This is a genomic window from Flavobacterium sp. M31R6, from assembly GCF_013284035.1.
GTDB lineage: Bacteria > Bacteroidota > Bacteroidia > Flavobacteriales > Flavobacteriaceae > Flavobacterium.
Genome location: NZ_CP054141.1, coordinates 1511323 through 1529869, shown reverse-complemented (window position 1 = coordinate 1529869; position 18547 = coordinate 1511323). Strand labels below are relative to the sequence as shown.

Here is an 18547-nt window from a genome sequence, read left to right as displayed (position 1 = left end):
AATGATTACAACCAATTATTTAATTATAGGTTCTGGTGTTGCAGGTCTGACATTTGCCCTAAAAATGGCCAATCGTTTTCCTGAGAGAACCATCACCATTATCACCAAAGCAAACGCAGACGAGTCTAACACCAAATACGCACAAGGCGGTATCGCAATTGTTACCGATAAAACGGAAGATTCGTATCAAAAACACATTGAGGACACTCTGATTTGTGGGGACGGATTGTGTGACGAAACTGTAGTTAAAATGGTTGTTACTGAAGGCCCCAAACGATTAAAAGAACTTATTGAATGGGGTGCTCAATTTGACAAAAATTCCAAAGGTACTTTTGATTTAGGCAAAGAAGGAGGCCATTCTGAAAACAGAGTGGTGCACCATAAAGACCAAACAGGTCATGAAATTCAACGTGCCATTTTGGAACAAGTAATGCAAAAAGAAAACATTACCGTTCTGGACCATCACTTTGCGTTGGAATTAATTACACAAAACAATCGATGCATAGGTGCTTATGCCCTTGACGAAAAGACAAACGAGGTAATCACTTATCAATCTGATTTTACTTTACTTGCCACCGGCGGAATTGGACATCTATACGGACATACCACCAACCCTATTATTGCTACTGGAGACGGAATTGCGATGGCGTATCGTGCCAATGCTCTAATCCAGGATATGGAATTTATACAATTTCACCCAACTGCTTTATTTGACAATACAGGGGGTTCCAAATTTTTGATATCCGAGGCTGTTCGTGGTTTTGGTGCTCGTTTGAGAACCAAGAAAGGGGAATTATTCATGCTCAATTACGATGCAAGAGGTGATTTGGCTTCGAGGGATATTGTTTCTCAAAGCATCGATTTGGAACTCAAAAAATCGGGTGATGAATGCGTTTATTTAGATTGTACGCACTTGGACATGGAAGGGTTCAAAAACCATTTTCCAATGATTTACAAACATTGTAAAAAAGTAGGTATCGATCTTGAAACCGAATGGATTCCAGTGGTTCCAGCACAGCATTATCTGTGTGGCGGAATAGTGGTTGACATCAATGGAAAAACATCAATCGAAAATTTATACGCTTGCGGCGAATGTTCCAGAACAGGTTTACATGGTGCCAATAGACTGGCTTCAAACTCCTTGCTAGAAGCTTTGGTGTATTCGGATAAAATATACCATTACTTAGCCGAAAATCCTTTTATCGAACCAAAAACAGCCAGCATCATTCCAAGATGGCCCATTCAATCGAAAATAAAAATCGCTCCCGAATACATCGCCCAAACCAAAGCAAAATTGCAACTCTTAATGAGACAAAATGCGGGAATCGTTCGATTTGACTCTGATTTATTGAAAGCCAAAGAAGCACTTAAAAGCTTACAAAACGAAATCGATGAAAAAATTCAAAATCATCTTGTTTGTACTGATTTATACGAACTGAATAATATGATTGACATTGGAAACCTTATCGTTCAGCAATCGATTGACCGTCATGGCAATTGTGGTGGATTTGTAAAGTATGAAACAAAGGATATTAAACAATAAAACGTTTAAAAATAAATTTAAAAAAGTCTCTTAGCAATATAGTTGAGAGACTTTTTTGGTTTGTTTTGAAAATGAAATAGAATTTTTTCTCCATAATCCAATACCAAAATATTGGGACGATACAAAATTTAAAAAAGATCAAAGAAAACTACTTTGCCTCACTAAGTCTTTTTTCATCTTCCGTTGTTGGCTTACCGGTAGCATTCGGCTGACCTTTTCCAGTCGTGATTAGGTTCTTTAAACTTTGCTGAATGTATTGTGTCCAGGCATTACTGCAAATCTCATAACATTCAAATTCTGGCACCAATCCATGATGTGTAACACGTATTTCTGTTTTGTTGTCTTTCTCAGAAATTTCAAAACTCATTTTGGTTCCAGTCCATTCGCTTCTGTCTTTGGTAAACTTAAAATAGTTGTACTTCACGAACCAAACCACTTTTTTGTTTGGAATCACTTCAATCAATTTGATTTGGCAATAATGAACATCTTCATAATGGTATGTAAATTCATCATTAAGTTTCTCGGTATCACCTTCAATTTCTTCGGACCACCAACCACGCACATTAGTGATGGCTTTGAATACTACTTCGGGAGTTTGATCAACTAATAGCACAGTTGTAAAATCTGACGTCTCCATTGCTATATGATTTAAAAGTTAATTATGTCAAATTTAATCCTAAATATCAATCAGTTACAAATAAATACAACCATTTTCAGACAATTGGTTTGGACAATCTTGCTTTTTGTTTTTTATCAAAAAAGACTATCAGCACATCTTACCATACTAATCATCATAATTTTTCTTCCGTTCCATCTCGTCCTTTATTCTTTTGTTGACATCTACTTTTGCACCCCTCAAAACATAAATAGAGATTTCGGGCTCTCTGGCAAACTTGTTGATTCTTTTTCCTGCCAAATAAACCGTGTCAAATAATAGAATTTCTCTTTTTCTTTCTTTGTCATCGTCATCATCCTCTTTTACCAAAATAACATCTTTGATTTTTTTATCTACGCGAATCCAATTAACATAATCAGCATTGAAGGAATGTGCGATTACTTTTTTATTTTTAGAATAATAATTGATTGCTCCAGCCTGTCCGTAATTATCGCAAAGAATTAAGGTGTGCTCCAAATCAGGCAGTGTTGCCGAAACCGAATCCACTTTCACTGCCAATTCTTTCCAGCCTAGCATATCAGCAAAATCTTGTGGCAACAAATGGTCCTTCCCATCTTCCCATCGAAGCAAACCATACTTCTGGTACGTTTTGGCATGTTCCACTACGTATTCGGGGCTTTTGTTTGGAAAAAAGGCTTTGTACATCGGAATAAAAAGTAGTATTGGCAATAGAATTAAAACAGGTTGCAAATATCTTTTCCACCCCTCTTTTAATTGGCTAGCCAAATAAACGGAACCGAAAGAAATATAAATTGGATAAAGCCCAATGGCATAATAATCTTTGGCTTTGAAATACATAAAAACAGCCAATGTAAAAACGAGACTCCAAAAGAACAGTTTGTATTTTTGAAACGGTTTGTACAATAACAAAGCTAATAAGCCAAATACAATAACAAAAAAAGAACCAATAAAAAAGAGCACTTGTGATTTTAAAAATTCCAATCGGTCAACATTTACTAACTGCGTTTCCGCTAATTCTTTTAAATGATGAATTACCGGAAAACCGTTTGTGTATTGCCATAAAAGATTTGGCATAATTAAGAGCAAGCCCAAAACAAATGCAATATACAATTTGGACTGGACAAAGATTTTGCGTTCTTCTGTCAATAAAATGGCAGGAATCAATCCAATAATCAAAAATCCAATGTTGTATTTATTCAGAAAACCAAAAGCAAATACAATTGCCCCGATGAAAAACCATTTGGAATTTTTGGAATTGATGTATTTGATTAAAATAAAATAAAAAGTGGTCCAACATAACACATCAAAAGAATTGGGCTGATATAAAGTGTTCAGTCTTAAAAGTGCTGAGAAAAATACGCAGGTTGCACCCAAAATTAAGGCAAACAAACTACCTTTTAATTCTTCGATTGCTTTCCATACTACAACAATCGTCAAGGCACCAAATAAGGAAGGGAAAAACTTGATCCAAAAGACTGAATTTCCAAGAAGATAAATTATATAAGAAATCCAAGATGTAAAAGGTGGTACCGATAGATATCCCCAAGCCAAATGATGGGCTTGGTCAAGGTGCAAATATTCATCCCGCTGCAAATCGTAGTCAGAGCTTATTAATGAATATTGCAAAATAAATTTCAGTATGATAAAACCGAATAATAGTAAAGTTTTTTTGTTCATTGAGGTTCATTTATTATGCTAGTCGTACTATCAATTTGATTAAAAATATGTAATCAAACTTGTTATAAATTATGACATAAATATAACGGATTTCAACTACAATAAAAGAACTTGTTATGAAAAGGATTTATCTCTCGTTTTTCCAAAATATCTTGTAAGCTGCGTGAGGGATTACTTCACTATATATTTATTCTCATTTGTGTTCAGTGAATTTCATTTGAAATAAGCTACCGAAGTAGCATGGATAGCCCGACCCCTCGGAAAAAAGGGGCTGAGTAAGCGGCACTATAAATAAGCCCCTTTGTTCTGCGGGGTCACGCCCAAATTATCTCTAATAAAAAATCCCAGTCGTTAAACAGGGATTGTAATGAATAAGAGATTTTATAGCATTATTTTTGTTGCGGCTTATTTCCTGAAGGAAGGTAATACAACCAGCTAAAGCCTATTAAAAACAAGATTAACGAGGCAATAAATGCTGGTATTAAAATTTCTTTATTATTTTCTAAAGCGTTGTTCAACGAGGCATACAACAACCAAATCTGAATGGTGACATTCAAAATCAATATGAATATCAAGGTCGAAAGGATGTTGTTCAGCTTGTTGGGATTCGCTTGATTTTGACTGGTTCTAAAGGTACTCATAGTTTTCTTTTGTTAACGATTATTGGTTTTCAGTTTTTAGTTTTTAGTATAAACGGATAACTAAAAACAGACAACTGATAACTTTTTAAACTGCATGTTCTTCGTGATGGGATGCTTTGACATAAATATCATTTTCCTTAAAAAAAACTTCCAAACTCGGCAATGCTCTTGGCGGAGGACCTCCCAAAACATCTCCAGTCTTGGCATCAAATGAGCCTTCGTGACATGGACAATGAATAATTCCGGTGCCGGGTTTGTAAAATACGGAACATGATAAGTGTGTACATTTTTGCTCATACGCTTTGAAATCACCACTTTCGAGATGAATCAATATATACGGTATGGTGCTTCCTTCAATTACAAAAGCACGGGTGCCACCAACAGGAACCTCATCTTTCTTGCATACAAAATGCTCTCCCTCGACTTCTTCTTTGGGAAGCAAATAGGCTTTGGCGGCTACGAGTCCGCTGCCAACCATCAGTCCACCCGAAACCAGGGTTAGGAATTTGGCAAAATCACGACGGCTTACATTGGTCGCCTGTTGTTTCAGGATTGGAAAGTCTTTCTTCCAGTTTTTATTTAAATTATCTTCTTTTGACATAAGACACTTATCTGTTATCGGTTATCTGTTTTTAGTTTTTAGCGTACTGCGAAGTTCCCCCTTCGGGCGTTGTTAAGGGGCCACTAGTATATAATCAACTCCGTGCTTCCTTTCGGCATCATGATATTCACCTTGGTGTTGACAATTTCTTTACCAAAAATGAAAGTATTGATAGGCGTGCTGTTCGGACGCATTTCCTCTATTTCGGTTCTTGTACCGAAAAACAAAGCACCGCTTGGACAAACTGTTGCACACATTGGTTTTTTGCCAATGCTGGTTCTGTCGTAACACATCGTGCATTTCATCATCAAGTCATAGGACTCTTCTTTTTTCGGCACGCCAAACGGACAGGCCAATACACAATTCGAACACCCAATACATCTTTCGGTATTGGCGGTATGCACGATTCCGTTTTCGTCTTTCGAAATCGCATCCGCAGGACACACATTCGCACATACCGGATCATCACAATGCATACACACTTGTACGGTGGTTTGCACAGTCGAAGCCCGATCTACATAATTCACGTGAATCAAGGATTCTTGACCATTGGTTTCACATTCGGCGCAAGCCATTTCACAGGCTTTACAGCCAATGCAACGTTGCATATCTACAAAAAATTCCTCGTTTTTATTGAAACTGGTGTAATTCATACTTCTTTTTTATAGATTAAACACTTGCATACGCTGTTGATTCTTTGGAGGGAGCCGCTATTTCCTTGAGTGGTTCCAAATGGCAGGCACATACCTTGAACTCTGGAATTTTGGAAATCGGGTCTAATGTTCCCGGTGTTAACTGGTTGGCCGATTTTTTACCCGACCAGTGGTATGGTATAAAAACAGTATCCTCTCTAATGGTTTCCACAATATTCGCAGGAAAAATTCCTTCTCCGCGTCGGGTGGAAACTTTTATTAATTCTCTTTGTTTGATTCCATATTGTTGAGCTAATTTAGGATGAATCTCCAATAATGGCTCTGGATATTGATCGACCAATTTACCTATTCTACGGGTTTGGGTACCGCTCAAATATTGTGACACTACACGGCCTGTTGTCAAAATCACAGGATAATCCGCATCGGTCACTTCGCCCGGAAGCTTGTACGGAGCGGCGTTAAAATGTGCTTTCCCATCAGGTGTTTTGAATTTTCTGTCTTCCCATAAACGAGGTGTTCCGGGATGACCGATTTCTGGACATGGCCAAAAAACACCCATTTCGTCTTCAATTCTTTTATATGTAATTCCGTAATAATCGGCAGTTCCACCTTTAGAAGCCACACGTAATTCGTTGAAAATAGCTTCACTATTCTCATACGTAAATTTATCTTTCACGCCCAAACGTTTGGCCAATTCCAAAATAATTGAAGTATCAGTTCTAGCCATTCCCGGAGGCGTTACCGCTTGACGGATGCGTATCACTCTTCCTTCTGCAGATGTTGTAGTTCCTTCCTCCTCTTCCTGCAACGAACCAGCCAACACAATATCGGCGTGGCGTGCAGTTTCATTCAAGAAAAAGTCAATACAAACGTAATATTCCAATTTTTCTAAAGCCTCACGAACATAATTGCTGTTTGGCAAAGACACCAATGGATTGAAACAAATCGATATCAATCCCTTAATTTCTCCACGGTGAATGGCTTCGATGATTTCATAGGCCGAAAGCCCTTTTCCGGGTAAATCTTTCTCGTTGATTCCCCAAACATCCGAAATATACTTGCGGTGTTCCGGATTTTCGATATCCCTGTTTCCCGGCAATTGATCACATTTATGACCGTGTTCTCTACCGCCTTGTCCGTTACCTTGACCCGTAATGGTTCCGTAACCACAATATGGCTTTCCAATTCTTCCTGTTGCCAGTACCAAATTGATGCAACCCACAACATTATCTACCCCTTTGGAATGATGTTCTATTCCACGAGCGTGAAGCAAGAAACTCGTCTTGGCTTTGCCCCATAATTCGGCCGCTTCGCGTATTTTATTTTTGTCAATTCCAGTAACTTCCTCCGCCCATTCCAGGGTGTAATCTTTTACGGCATCTATCGTTTCCTGAAAACCCGAAGTATAATTATCTATAAAATCGTGGTCCAGCATATCGTGATCCACCAAATATTTTAGCATTGCGCCATACAAAGCTGAATCGGTTCCCGGGCGAACATCCAAATGAATATCGGCAGTTCGCGCCAGCGGAATCATCCTTGGGTCAATTACAATAATTTTGGCACCGCGATCACGTGCTTTCCAAATCCAGTGTGTCAGTGTTGGAAAAGTCTCACTGATATTGGCACCAGCCACAATAATCACTTCGGCATACTCCAAATCAGAATAATTATTGGAAGCTCTGTCCAGTCCAAAAGCCTTTTTGTTCCCCGCACCGGCACTCACCATGCACAAACGACCGTTGTAATCCAGGTTCTTGGTTTTAAGAGCCACACGGGCAAATTTTCCAACCAAATAACTTTTCTCATTCGTCAATGAAACTCCCGATAGCATTGAGAACGCATCATTCCCGTATTTTTCCTGAATGCGTTTAATTTCAGAAACCGTTTTGTCCATCGCATCATCCCAAGAAGTAGGTACAAATCCTTGTCCAGGAACGCTTTTCAAAGGACTTAATAAACGGTCTGGGTGGTTATTCTGTAAATAACGCTGAACCCCTTTTGGACACAGTCTTCCTTCGTTAAAAGGAAATTCCATCCACGGTTCGAAACCCACCACTTTATTTTCTTTCACCAACAATTGGATTCCACACTGCATCCCACAAAAACAACAATGTGTCTTCACAGCCTCATCCGGCTCGTCCCTGCCCACATATCCGTCCTTGGGCGCATAATTTAGTGTGGGACCAAAATGCTTTACTATATTCTCCTCTGCTACAGGTAATTTTGCCATTTTATATTTTTTACAATTGTCTGTCTTGTATTTTTCACTTCTAAAATCTAACCTCTAATTTCTTACTTCCCAAATTATCCAAACAAATTTCCCCCTTCCAATCTCGCTTTCAAATGCGCTTGTGCCAATCTAGACCTTTTACCTTCCGGGCTCAAATCCAAATGTGATGTTCCATCTTCGTGAGAGAAATCAAAACCTAATTGTTCGGTAACGGTCTTCAAATCCTGAATATGCAATTTAGTGGCAAACTCCTCTCCTGTATGAGGGCAAACCGCCATTCCCATTTTCATTCCTTGCTTCTTATAAATATGTGCTCCAATTTGAGCCGGACGCTGAATGATATGAAAAAATTTTCCGAAGGGAATCCAAATCAAAAACATGATTACTGTAACAGCGTGCAAAACGGCCAAGAAATCAAACGCAAATCCTTTCATAAATTGGTATGAATATGTCAATCCCAATCCAGTAACCGAAATGGCAATTAGTAAAATAAGTGGCAATAAATCCCCTTCAAATGACTGGGTGGCAATCAAACCCGGATTCGTCAAACGTCTTCTTAAATAATACAGCGACCCAAAAATGACCAAGTAAGATGACCAGTTCAAAGCATGGAAAGTCAAAAAAGCGGTAATGGAATCCAAATTGAAATCCATCACTTTAAACCCGAAAAAATAGGCTTCATATACTGAAATCGTATTAGGTGCCATTGCAAAATTTATCCAGCCAAAAGTGAGTGGTATAGTTATCAAAAATGCAGAAGTGCATCCCACAGCAATCATAAAATGCGCGATCCATCGGTATTTTCCTCTTGGATAAATAAACTTTTGAAAAGCAATATTTTCCACCGATTCCTTAGTTGCAAACCAAAAATGCGAAAACACTTTTCCCGTTATCAAATACGTAATTCCTCGTTTGAAATAAATCCAAGTCGGCGGTCTTTGCAACCAAACCGTATAGCGGTACACAATCCCAAAGAAAGCAAACACAGTCCCAAATAAATAGGTCACAAGTGCAGCATCAAAATTCTGCAGTTTTCTGGAACCAAAAAAAACAAGGGCAATCATAAAAACAGAAAGTCCTGTTGCAATCAATAACGCCTTAGTATTATAAGTTTTGTTTTTCATAAATTCAAATTTAGCACCGTTTAAAAACTAAACATTAAAACCTGTTTTGTTTTTTTATAAAGTTATCAAACAAAAAAGTAAGTTAAAATACCTAAGTACTTTTAAAAAACACAAATGGACATAAATATGTTAAAAACTTCCATCAAGTGACATCCTCAGCATTTAGGTTATTTGATTTACTTATTTGTTTGTTGTATTGAGTGAATTTCAATCACACAAAAAACATCTAACTCGGTTTCTCACATCCTTTACGGTTGTAAAACCACCAATTAATACTTGTTGCTAATATAGTGAAAACAATCAAACCAATAAAGAACTGATTTACAGAACCATTTGCTGTGATGTTATTTCCAATTAATTTAGAAAAGATAAAAGGTCCAAAAGCAGCGATTGCAGCAGTCCATCCAATTACACCAGCCGCTTGACGCTGATTCTCAGAAAAGATGATTGGAAATTGTCTAAATGTACCCGCATTACCAATTCCGGTAAAAAAGAACATTGCCAAAATTACTCCTACAAACATCGGAAACTGATCCATGCTCGTTGGCGAAACCAATCCTTGGGTTACCAAAATAATGGCACCTGTTAAAATCCCGATTCCGGTGATGGTAGTCAATATGGCTCCCCCAATTTTATCGGCTACAAAACCAAAAGCGACTCTGCTGGCAGAACCAATAAGCGGGCCGTAGAAAGCATACGCCAACGGATCTGGAGCATTTGGAAAATCGCCATACAAATATTTAATCATCAAAGGAAATGCTGCCGATAGTCCTGCAAACGTCCCAAATGTCATTAAATAAGTAATCGTACAATACCAAGTATGCTTATTTTTAAAAATATCCATTTGCTCTTTTATTGAAGCCTGCATTGGAATACTTTTTAAAAACAACCAACTGACAAGTGCCAGACCCAAAAGAAATCCAGAATACCAAAATGCTGCCGATTGGATGTAGATGTTTATATTTTTAACCGCCTCATTGCCGGGACTAATATTGTTTATTATTCGTTCGGCCAATTTAGGATTGGCGTTAGCAATCGCTTTCGATTTCACTTTCTGTGGCAATGCTGCAAAAATTTCGACATTTTCATTAGAGCCTGATGCCGCAATAACCGAATCCAATACCGGTTTCTTAACATTGGCCAAAATATGATTTTGTGCTTTAGTATCCAAAGCTGCAAAAACTTCTCTTTGTTTTCCAATTGTTGAGTCTATAAAAACTTTCTGCGTTTCTTTGGGATCAATACTTGTAAATACCGATGAAGCACCGTAGATACTAACACTCAAAATAAGCGGCGTAACAAATTGGGCTAAACTAACACCAAAATTCCCAATTCCTGCTTGGATTCCCAATGCTGTTCCTTTCAGCCTTTTTGGAAAAAACAAACTTGTGCTAGGCATAAAGGAGGAAAAATCTCCACCTCCAAAACCAGTAGTAATAGCCAAAAGAACAAATACCCAATAAGGAGTATTGGTGTCCATCACCGCAAATCCAACTCCAATTGCCGGAATTAATTTAAGTAAAGTTGCCACGGTTACTACATGTCTTGTACCAAAAATGGGCAGAATAAAAGTGTGTATAATTCTTAAAAATCCTGCTGCTAATCCAGGAATGGCAACCAGCCAAAAAAGCTGATCCTTAGAAAATGGAAAACCAAGACCTGGCAATTTCACTGCTATTACACTCATCATAAACCACGATCCAAAAGACATTATCAATGACAATGTTGTAATTATCAAAGTTTTCCAAGCAATTTTACTGCCTGTATTTTCCCAGAATTCTTCGTTTTCCGGTTCCCATTTGTCTAGCCAAGTTTTCATATGTACAAAATTTAAAAAGACAAAAGAGTCTTTTATTTATGATGTAAAATTAAGGGGCAAAAAGAATATAAAATATGACTTTTATCAGCTAAGGATAAAATTCCATTATGAATGCAAAAGCTTCATCTTCATTGAATTTGTTGAGATAGCGTGAAGGTAATATCATTAAGTTAAGCGTTTTTTCATGTCATTTCGACGAAGGAAAAATCATATAACGGAAGTCACTAGTGAGATTCCTCATTCTTCGGAATGACAAAACGATAACTTTATATCCTTAACTTAATGACATTCGCGTGAGGGATAGAAATAAGCTACCGAAGTAGCATGGATAGCCCGACCGCCGATAGGAAAAAGGGCAATGACCACAACGAAAATAGCCCTTTTTTCTAGCGGTGGTCACGCCCAAAACTTTCTATTTGTCTATATGGTGGTGTATTTTGAACCTTGAATAATTCCTCTTTTTTCGATTGTGGAATCGATATAATGCTGGATTTCGGTTTTTTTGAGTCCCCAATTTGGGGCGATGAGCAAATCCCAATCGGAGATTCCGAAAAGGCGCTGAATGATTATGTCTGGTCGCAGGAGTGGGATTAAGTCGCAAAGCAAGTCGGTGTATTGTTCCAATGTGAAGAGCGGAAACGGATTTCGTTTGTAATGTACGCCCATAATAGAACCTTCGACGATGTGCAGATGATGGAATTTTACGAATTTTATTTGCAGAAAACGGTTTATTTCATTGATGTAATTAAGCATCATTTCTCGGGTTTCCCAAGGGAATCCGAAAACGGTATGCACACACAAATCGATTGGACTGTCTTTTAACAATTCCACTGCGGTGATGAACTCGGCATGGGTGCAGCCACGGTTTATTTTTTCTAAAGTTTCGTCATACATGGACTCCATTCCCATTTCGAGATCGACTTCGAATCGGTCGCAATAGCTTTCGAGCAAAGCCACTTTTTCGGCATCAATGCAATCGGGACGCGTCCCCACCGAAAACCCAACCACCTCATCGGGATTGAAAGCCAAAGCCCGGTCGTAAATCGTTTTTAGATAATCTACATGAGCATAAGTATTGGTATTTGGTTGGAAGTAGACAATAAAATGATCGGCTTTGTATGATTTTTTGGCACGCTCCATTCCTTGAAGCAATTGATCTTCTATCGTGGGCGCTTTTCTGGAAAAATCTGGGGTGAAGGAATCGACATTGCAATAGGTGCAACCTCCGTAGCCTTTTAGCCCATCGCGGTTGGGACAGCTAAAATTGCCATCGACTATTACTTTGAAAACTTTTTTGCCGTTGTATTTTTCGCGGAGATGGGTGCCATAGTTATTGTACCCTTTTTTATTGGATTCTGCTTCTGCCTTCATTTTACAAAGTTATTCACTATTGTATAATGCCAACAATGACTTTTATCAGGGATTTTATAATAAACTCTTGTTGCATGAAAAAGTTATTTCGCAAAGATTCACAAAGTACACGCAAAGAATCGCAAAGGAATTAGTAAAAAAAGTACTTCTCTTCGTGAATCTTTGTTTTCTCTCGCGAGTCTTCGTGAAATAATTCCTACTACTTCACTTAGCCCCCAATCTTAATCATACTACGATTTTGAGAAAAAAGAAAAGGATTCTGGAATTTAGCATCATCATCCATTCCGCCACGCATGGCGAATTTTGATTTTATATTTTGAAAGATAAGTGGTTCTATTGAATCTCCCGCACGTAATGTGTCGAGCAAAGAGGTTTCAGAATTCGAAAACAAACAATTCTTTAGTTTTCCGTCTGCGGTTAGGCGGATGCGGTTGCATGTACTGCAAAACGGATTGGTTACGGAACTGATTACCGAAAAACTGCCTCTATAGGATTCAATTTTATGATTTTTGGAAGTGTCGTTAGGTCTGTCCTGTAAACGGTTAACCTTTTCATCCGAATAAAAAGCTTTGACTTGCGTTAGGATTTCGGCATAACTCACCAGTTTTTCTTTATTCCATTGGTTGCCATCAAAAGGCATAAATTCTATAAACCTGATTTGAATGTTTCGGTCTTTAGTCATTTCGATAAAGTCGATAATTTCGTTATCATTAAACCCTTTGATAACGACTACATTCAGTTTTACCTTGAAATTATTTACTTCAAGTAGATTGAGATTTTCGATTACTTTTTCAAAATAATTACGGCGGGTGATTAGGTTGAATTTATCTTTTTTTAAACTGTCGATGCTCACGTTCAAAGTGGTAACTCCTGCTTCTTTGAACGTATCTATGAATTCGTGAACCAAAATTCCGTTGGTTGTCAACGTTAGTTCAACACCTAGTTTCCCTAATTGTTCGATAATGGTTTTGGCATCTTTTCGGACCAAAGGCTCGCCACCGGTCAATCGGATTTTGGTCACACCGAGTTTTACGAAAGCTTGAGCGATAGTAACAATCTCGTCTGCAGTCATCAGATGCGCTCTTGGTGTAAGTGCAATCCCCTCAGCCGGCATACAATAAGTGCATCTCAAATTACAATGTTCCGTAATCGAAATGCGGAGGTAATTGTGCGTTCTGCCGTGGTTGTCCTGCATTGGATTTTTGTTATTTTCCATGGTTGAAACCATTTAATATTTTAAATAAATGCAATACGGACGGAAACACAGCATCCATAGATTCGCTGGCTCCCGCTGTGGAACCTGGCAAAGCCATAATCAACGTATCGCCTTTGAAGCCGACCACGCTTCGGGACAACATTGCATAAGGCGTTCTTTCCTGTCCGTAAGAGCGAATGGCTTCCTCAATTCCCGGAATGCGTCGGTCGAGCATCGGGAGTATAGCTTCGGGAGTAACGTCTCGATTGGACAAACCAGTTCCACCCGCAAGGATAATTAAGTCTTTGTTTGAGGAACACAACTTGTTTATTGTTTCCTGAATATAGGCCACCTCATCAGGGATTATGGTATAATTCGAAACACTTAGCCCCAATTTTTTAATTTTATCCGAGATTGCTTTTCCGGCTCGGTCCTCTTTTTCTCCGCTGGAAACACTATCCGAACAAACGATTACCGCTACCGATAAATCAAGGTCGTCTTTGACCCCATAATCGGATTTTCCACCTTTTTTGTTTAATAGCTTTATGGCCAAAATTTCGACTTGTTTATCGATAGGTTTTAGCATATCGTATATCGTCAAGGCTACTATTGATGCACCGTGCATGGCTTCGACTTCCACTCCTGTTCTATAAATCGCTTTGACGGTTACTTTTATCAATACCGAATCTTCGAGCAGTTCATATTCAATTCCGGTGAATTCTATCGGCATGGGGTGACAATCCGGAATGGAGTTCGATGTGTTTTTTACGGCAAACAAACCTGCCGTTCGTGCGACTTCCAACACATCGCCTTTCGGCACGGTTTTATTCAAAACAGCTTGTATTGTCGCCGGCGAACCTACTTTTACGATTGCTTGTGCTGTCGCTGTGCGTTGTGTTATTATTTTGTGGGTGATATCTACCATAGGGATTTTAGATTTCAGATTAACTGATTTTAGATTTTAGATTTGCTCCTATTAAGACAATCTACATAACTCCCCCTTTTCGGGGCTGGGGGGCATTTACTTTCCAAGTGTAGCTTTCATCTTCAAAAATTTCTTTTCCGAAAATGGCTGTCTTTTCTTTTATTTCTTCCACCAAAAACTCCAAAGCTTCATACACCACTTTTCGTCTTGGTGCGGAAACAAAGACAAATAAACATATTTCGCCTGTTTTTACCGTTCCCAAACTGTGATAAATATGCAAACAAGAAAGCTCATATTTGGCGAAAGCCGCTTCCCGAATTTCGTAGAACGTTTGTTCAGCCATTTCTTCGTAGGCGGTGTATTCAATAGCGGCGACTGTTTTTCCTTCAATCACATCGGCGCGAACTTGGCCCAGAAAAATATTGTGGGCGCCAATTGTGGTTTTGCTTTGGTGTTTGGCAATCGAATTCCCGATGAATTCGGATGTTATCTGTCCTTGAATAAAAGAACTTTTTTTTGGTTTATCTGTTGACATTATTTTTTTATTTGAATAAAAATTCAGTTGAAATATTTACTTCTGTTATTAAATAGATTTTATATAATTTGCTAAATCACTGTGGTTATATTTTCACGCAGATTTGACAGATTTACGCAGATTTATTGTCATTTATAATTTCCTATTGATATTGAAATTGTCATTGCTATTGAAATTGATTTTTCAAAGATTCAATGCCTTTTCCTAAATGAAAAACTCCAACAAATCCTGATTTTTGGAGATAATTCATCGCGGCTAAACTGCGTTGTCCCGTTTGACAAAACAAAACAATTTCCTGATTTTTATCCAATTTCTTACTGTATTCTTCTAATGCGCCCAAAGGAATCCGAACAATATTCTTCCCGTTAAACTCTGGAATTTCTTCCAATTCCCGAACGTCAATAACAATAATTCCCGACTGATTGCATTTTTCAAAAAAAGATTCCGGGCTTAAATCTGTTTCTGCTTTTTTACTGTTTAAAAGCTTTATTCCTTTTATGATTCCTTTTTCGATTGCTTTTGGATTTTTAGAGAAATTGATGATTTGCGTTTGAAAATGCAAAGCATCGTAAATCAACAATTTTCCCGACAATATTTCGCCTATTCCCAGTATTATTTTGAGCACTTCCGTAGCCTGCAATGTCCCAATGGTGTTCGGTAAAATCCCCAAAACTCCTGAGTCAGCGCAATTAGGAACCGCATTTAATCCTTCCTGTTCCGGAAACAAACAGCGGTAACTCGGTCCATTTTTATAATTGAATACCGAAACCTGACCTTCAAACTTATGGATTGAGGCATACACCATTGGAATTCTTTTGGCGACTGACACATCATTAATCAAATAGCGAACGGCAATCGCATCGGTGCAATCGACAATGATTTGGTATTCTCCCACTATTTGTGCTGCTTTTTGGACAGTAAAAAACTCTGAAAAAGCGGTTACGCTGATTTCGGGATTGAGTTCCAAAATGGCTTTCTTGGCTATTTCGGCTTTGCTGTTTCCGCAATCTTTTAAGGTGTATAATAATTGTCTGTGCAAATTGGTTTCGTCCACCACATCCCCATCCACAATTCCGATGTTGCCTACTCCAGCCGCAGCCAAATTTTGAAGAACCGGACAGCCCAAACCTCCAGCACCAATCACCAAGACACGGGCGTCCTGCAATTTTTGCTGGCCTATTTCTCCAATTTCCGGGAGAATTATTTGTCTGGAATATCTCATATGGTTTAATCGTTTAAAAGTTTAATCGTTTAAAAATTTAAAGTTAAACGGGTTTAAACCATTAAACTCTAAACTTTAAACAAATTTTATCCTCCTGCAAACGGTGGCAAAAAAGCAATTACATCATTATCTTTTATCACGGTTTTCAAATCGCTCATCGTTTGATTAACCGCAATATTATAAGTTGTATTTTGCATGTTTTGGTAACTGTTTTCAATTTTTGATTTTAATGCAGAAACCGAGATAGTCTCTTGATCAAAAGAAAATTGCTCCTCTTTCAATTGCGTGATATCAGCGAGTAAACCAAAATATTTTAGCGTTATGGTCATTTGATTAAATTTTGATATTCTTCTAGTGTATTTATATTTTGCACCTGATTGCTCCATTTTTCAGGAACCTCAATAGTTTGATGTTTTACATCCTCAATTACTTGTCGCAATTTCAATTGGTTTCCAGCTATATGTTCCCCAAAAACAATTCGCATCGAGCGGTCGTAAACCCCAATCAATGGGCACGTTTTATCACCGCTTTTTGTTTGTGTAACCATATCGGTTTCGTTGTGACTTTCTATTAACCATTGCAATAATTCAGTCGACACCATCGGCACATCGACACTCAAAACCAGATTTACTTTGGTTTTAGACTCTTTCAGTGCTGTGTAAAGTCCTCCCACAGGACCTTTATTTTCGATTATATCTTCCACTCTGGAAAAACCCAAAGCATCAAATTCTTTATTGGGAGAGACAATCAAAATATTGGAACCTACAATCGGCTGCAAAGCATCGCAAATGTGTTTGATAAATGTTTTTCCGTTCAAATCCAATAAACCCTTATCGGTCCCCATGCGTTGGCTTTTTCCGCCGGCCAATATTATTGCTGTGATTTTATTTTCCATATTTTATAAAGAATGCTTTTTAAGTTGCAAATCCAAAAATTCCCAACAGGCGACATTAATTTTTTCAAAAGACTCAATAAGTGATTTTCCATACGGGGTCACTACAGTCCCACCTCCCTTATTCCCTCCTACTTGAGTAGCTATTAATGGATCTTTGGAAGCTTTGTTCGAAGCGTCAATCAGTTTCCATGCTTTTTGATACGAAATATTCATTTCCTTGGCTGCTTTATTGAGCGAACCTGTGGACTCTATCAGCTTTAGCAATTGAATACGCCCTTCGCTAATGAGAATTCCCTTGTCGGTTTCAATCCAAATTTTACTCTTGATTTTCATATGTAAACCCCTATTGAATTTATATTGGTCATATATAATTTGCATAACAGCTTTTGCTAGTGACTACCCATTTACGGTCATGCTGATTTCAAAGTCAATACATTTCGTTATACTTTTACAAATATAACGAAATGAATATTCCAAAAAAATAAAAAAAATAGTTTTACTCTGTGTTTTTTGTTATAAAAAAAAGCAAGACAATTACATCAAAAAAACTCATTTGAAAACAAAAAATAATTATATTCGCTTACCTTTTTAACCACAACTAACTATAAATGAATATGAAACAAGCCACAACTATAGATGAAGTCATTCTGTTTTTGGATGAAATAATTGAAACGTCAAAACTGGAACAATGTGCTATAGGTTTGTTTACCACTTTATATAGAGAAGTGACATTGCAAATAAAACATGGTATCGAAACGGGTTTATTTCAAAATCCAGAACGAATGGGAAAACTCGATGTTATTTTTGCCAATAGGTATTTAAAAGCTTATTATCAGTTTAAAGCGAAAGAAAAATGCTCAGAATGCTGGGAATTTTCGTTTACGAAAGGAGAAGAATATTGGCCAATTGTCGTACAACATTTGCTACTGGGAATCAACGCACATGTCAATCTAGATTTAGGAATCGCCTGCGCACAAGTCAGTACTCCTGAAAGCATTTTTGACTTACATTCTGACTATAATAAAATCAATGAAATTTTAAGCAATCTAGTCGAAGGAGTTGAAAAATGCTTAGTTGAAATCTGGCCAACGCTCACCTTTATATTGAAAATATCTGGCAAAATAGACAATTTCTTTATTGATTTTAGTATGAAAACCGCTAGAGATGGTGCATGGAAATACGCTACTGAATTTGTTCTTCTTCCAGAAAATCAAAGAGAAGCCTCCATACAAGAAAGGGACATCAAGATTACCAAAATAGCTCGATTAGTTTCGAATCCGGGTTATTTTGTAAGTAGCATTTTCAAGCTTATTCGATTATTTGAAAGAGGAACAGTTTACCAAAAAATAATTGACTTACAGATGATTGAAGAAAAAAAAGTCATATGCGCTGTTGCATAATTGCACATTAACCGCAAAGTTCGCAAAGAAAAACCGCAAAGTTCGCAAAGCTTTGCGGCCATAGCGCCTGCTTTGC

Annotated in this window: 18 protein-coding genes; 2 read left to right on the top strand and 16 right to left on the bottom strand. The window is 37.8% G+C overall.

Going from position 1 to position 18547, the window contains the following annotated elements:
* The first annotated feature begins 1 nt into the window (after position 1).
* A complete protein-coding gene (nadB, locus tag HQN62_RS06255) occupies positions 2–1543 on the top strand; it encodes an L-aspartate oxidase (RefSeq protein ID WP_173503717.1) in 1542 nt (513 codons plus the stop codon).
* Between the two features lie 148 nt (positions 1544–1691).
* On the opposite strand, the gene HQN62_RS06250 is transcribed toward nadB, so the two are convergent.
* From HQN62_RS06250 to HQN62_RS06175, 16 genes are all read right to left on the bottom strand, one after another.
* Positions 1692–2180, bottom strand: coding sequence for an SRPBCC family protein (locus HQN62_RS06250; RefSeq protein ID WP_173503716.1), 489 nt, complete (start codon positions 2178–2180; stop codon positions 1692–1694).
* A gap of 147 nt (positions 2181–2327) precedes the next feature.
* Complete coding sequence (locus tag HQN62_RS06245; RefSeq protein ID WP_173503715.1) at positions 2328–3857, bottom strand: ArnT family glycosyltransferase; 1530 nt, start codon at positions 3855–3857, stop codon at positions 2328–2330.
* Positions 3858–4246: 389 nt separating this feature from the next.
* Entirely contained in the window at positions 4247–4498 is a 252-nt protein-coding gene (locus tag HQN62_RS06240) for a DUF6755 family protein (protein WP_173503714.1), read from the bottom strand.
* 85 nt (positions 4499–4583) lie between these two features.
* Complete coding sequence (locus HQN62_RS06235; RefSeq protein ID WP_173503713.1) at positions 4584–5099, bottom strand: Rieske (2Fe-2S) protein; 516 nt, start codon at positions 5097–5099, stop codon at positions 4584–4586.
* Positions 5100–5182: 83 nt separating this feature from the next.
* Positions 5183–5752 (bottom strand): 4Fe-4S dicluster domain-containing protein, encoded by a 570-nt coding sequence (locus HQN62_RS06230; RefSeq protein WP_173503712.1) that lies wholly within the window; start codon positions 5750–5752, stop codon positions 5183–5185.
* A gap of 16 nt (positions 5753–5768) precedes the next feature.
* On the bottom strand, positions 5769–7985 hold the full coding sequence (locus tag HQN62_RS06225; RefSeq protein WP_173503711.1) for a molybdopterin oxidoreductase family protein: 2217 nt from the start codon (positions 7983–7985) through the stop codon (positions 5769–5771).
* A 74-nt stretch (positions 7986–8059) separates the two neighbouring features.
* Complete coding sequence (locus HQN62_RS06220) at positions 8060–9109, bottom strand: MFS transporter (RefSeq protein ID WP_173503710.1); 1050 nt, start codon at positions 9107–9109, stop codon at positions 8060–8062.
* Positions 9110–9335: 226 nt separating this feature from the next.
* Complete coding sequence (locus tag HQN62_RS06215; RefSeq protein WP_173503709.1) at positions 9336–10928, bottom strand: NarK/NasA family nitrate transporter; 1593 nt, start codon at positions 10926–10928, stop codon at positions 9336–9338.
* A gap of 420 nt (positions 10929–11348) precedes the next feature.
* On the bottom strand, positions 11349–12299 hold the full coding sequence (gene mnmL / locus HQN62_RS06210) for a tRNA modification radical SAM protein MnmL/YtqA (protein ID WP_173503708.1): 951 nt from the start codon (positions 12297–12299) through the stop codon (positions 11349–11351).
* Positions 12300–12507: 208 nt separating this feature from the next.
* On the bottom strand, positions 12508–13515 hold the full coding sequence (gene moaA, locus HQN62_RS06205) for a GTP 3',8-cyclase MoaA (RefSeq protein ID WP_173503707.1): 1008 nt from the start codon (positions 13513–13515) through the stop codon (positions 12508–12510).
* Entirely contained in the window at positions 13505–14419 is a 915-nt protein-coding gene (gene moaCB / locus HQN62_RS06200; RefSeq protein WP_173503706.1) for a bifunctional molybdenum cofactor biosynthesis protein MoaC/MoaB, read from the bottom strand. The genes moaA and moaCB overlap by 11 nt, the downstream gene beginning before the upstream one ends.
* A 61-nt stretch (positions 14420–14480) precedes the next feature.
* The gene (locus HQN62_RS06195; RefSeq protein WP_116795959.1) at positions 14481–14954 is read right to left on the bottom strand and encodes a molybdenum cofactor biosynthesis protein MoaE; all 474 of its coding nucleotides are present in this window, start codon (positions 14952–14954) and stop codon (positions 14481–14483) included.
* A gap of 166 nt (positions 14955–15120) precedes the next feature.
* A complete protein-coding gene (locus tag HQN62_RS06190; protein ID WP_173503705.1) occupies positions 15121–16176 on the bottom strand; it encodes a HesA/MoeB/ThiF family protein in 1056 nt (351 codons plus the stop codon).
* 86 nt (positions 16177–16262) lie between these two features.
* Positions 16263–16505, bottom strand: a complete 243-nt coding sequence (locus HQN62_RS06185) for a MoaD/ThiS family protein (RefSeq protein ID WP_165818090.1) — start codon at positions 16503–16505, stop codon at positions 16263–16265.
* Positions 16502–17071, bottom strand: coding sequence for a molybdenum cofactor guanylyltransferase (mobA, locus tag HQN62_RS06180; RefSeq protein ID WP_173503704.1), 570 nt, complete (start codon positions 17069–17071; stop codon positions 16502–16504). The genes HQN62_RS06185 and mobA overlap by 4 nt, the downstream gene beginning before the upstream one ends.
* Positions 17072–17074: 3 nt before the next feature.
* On the bottom strand, positions 17075–17404 hold the full coding sequence (locus HQN62_RS06175; RefSeq protein ID WP_116795963.1) for a winged helix-turn-helix domain-containing protein: 330 nt from the start codon (positions 17402–17404) through the stop codon (positions 17075–17077).
* Between the two features lie 275 nt (positions 17405–17679).
* Between HQN62_RS06175 and HQN62_RS06170 the strand changes: the two genes are divergently transcribed.
* Positions 17680–18471: a DUF5995 family protein gene (locus tag HQN62_RS06170; RefSeq protein WP_173503703.1), complete on the top strand. Its 792-nt coding sequence runs from the start codon at positions 17680–17682 to the stop codon at positions 18469–18471.
* Positions 18472–18547: the final 76 nt, after the last annotated feature.

Excerpts from the sequence above, each read along its gene's own strand:
- nadB (WP_173503717.1), top strand. The coding sequence starts at position 2 with ATGATTACAACCAATTATTTAATTATAGGTTCTGGTGTTGCAGGTCTG.
- HQN62_RS06250 (WP_173503716.1), bottom strand. The coding sequence starts at position 2,180 with ATGGAGACGTCAGATTTTACAACTGTGCTATTAGTTGATCAAACTCCC.
- HQN62_RS06245 (WP_173503715.1), bottom strand. The coding sequence starts at position 3,857 with ATGAACAAAAAAACTTTACTATTATTCGGTTTTATCATACTGAAATTT.
- HQN62_RS06240 (WP_173503714.1), bottom strand. The coding sequence starts at position 4,498 with ATGAGTACCTTTAGAACCAGTCAAAATCAAGCGAATCCCAACAAGCTG.
- HQN62_RS06235 (WP_173503713.1), bottom strand. The coding sequence starts at position 5,099 with ATGTCAAAAGAAGATAATTTAAATAAAAACTGGAAGAAAGACTTTCCA.
- HQN62_RS06230 (WP_173503712.1), bottom strand. The coding sequence starts at position 5,752 with ATGAATTACACCAGTTTCAATAAAAACGAGGAATTTTTTGTAGATATG.
- HQN62_RS06225 (WP_173503711.1), bottom strand. The coding sequence starts at position 7,985 with ATGGCAAAATTACCTGTAGCAGAGGAGAATATAGTAAAGCATTTTGGT.
- HQN62_RS06220 (WP_173503710.1), bottom strand. The coding sequence starts at position 9,109 with ATGAAAAACAAAACTTATAATACTAAGGCGTTATTGATTGCAACAGGA.
- HQN62_RS06215 (WP_173503709.1), bottom strand. The coding sequence starts at position 10,928 with ATGAAAACTTGGCTAGACAAATGGGAACCGGAAAACGAAGAATTCTGG.
- mnmL (WP_173503708.1), bottom strand. The coding sequence starts at position 12,299 with ATGAAGGCAGAAGCAGAATCCAATAAAAAAGGGTACAATAACTATGGC.
- moaA (WP_173503707.1), bottom strand. The coding sequence starts at position 13,515 with ATGGAAAATAACAAAAATCCAATGCAGGACAACCACGGCAGAACGCAC.
- moaCB (WP_173503706.1), bottom strand. The coding sequence starts at position 14,419 with ATGGTAGATATCACCCACAAAATAATAACACAACGCACAGCGACAGCA.
- HQN62_RS06195 (WP_116795959.1), bottom strand. The coding sequence starts at position 14,954 with ATGTCAACAGATAAACCAAAAAAAAGTTCTTTTATTCAAGGACAGATA.
- HQN62_RS06190 (WP_173503705.1), bottom strand. The coding sequence starts at position 16,176 with ATGAGATATTCCAGACAAATAATTCTCCCGGAAATTGGAGAAATAGGC.
- HQN62_RS06185 (WP_165818090.1), bottom strand. The coding sequence starts at position 16,505 with ATGACCATAACGCTAAAATATTTTGGTTTACTCGCTGATATCACGCAA.
- mobA (WP_173503704.1), bottom strand. The coding sequence starts at position 17,071 with ATGGAAAATAAAATCACAGCAATAATATTGGCCGGCGGAAAAAGCCAA.
- HQN62_RS06175 (WP_116795963.1), bottom strand. The coding sequence starts at position 17,404 with ATGAAAATCAAGAGTAAAATTTGGATTGAAACCGACAAGGGAATTCTC.
- HQN62_RS06170 (WP_173503703.1), top strand. The coding sequence starts at position 17,680 with ATGAATATGAAACAAGCCACAACTATAGATGAAGTCATTCTGTTTTTG.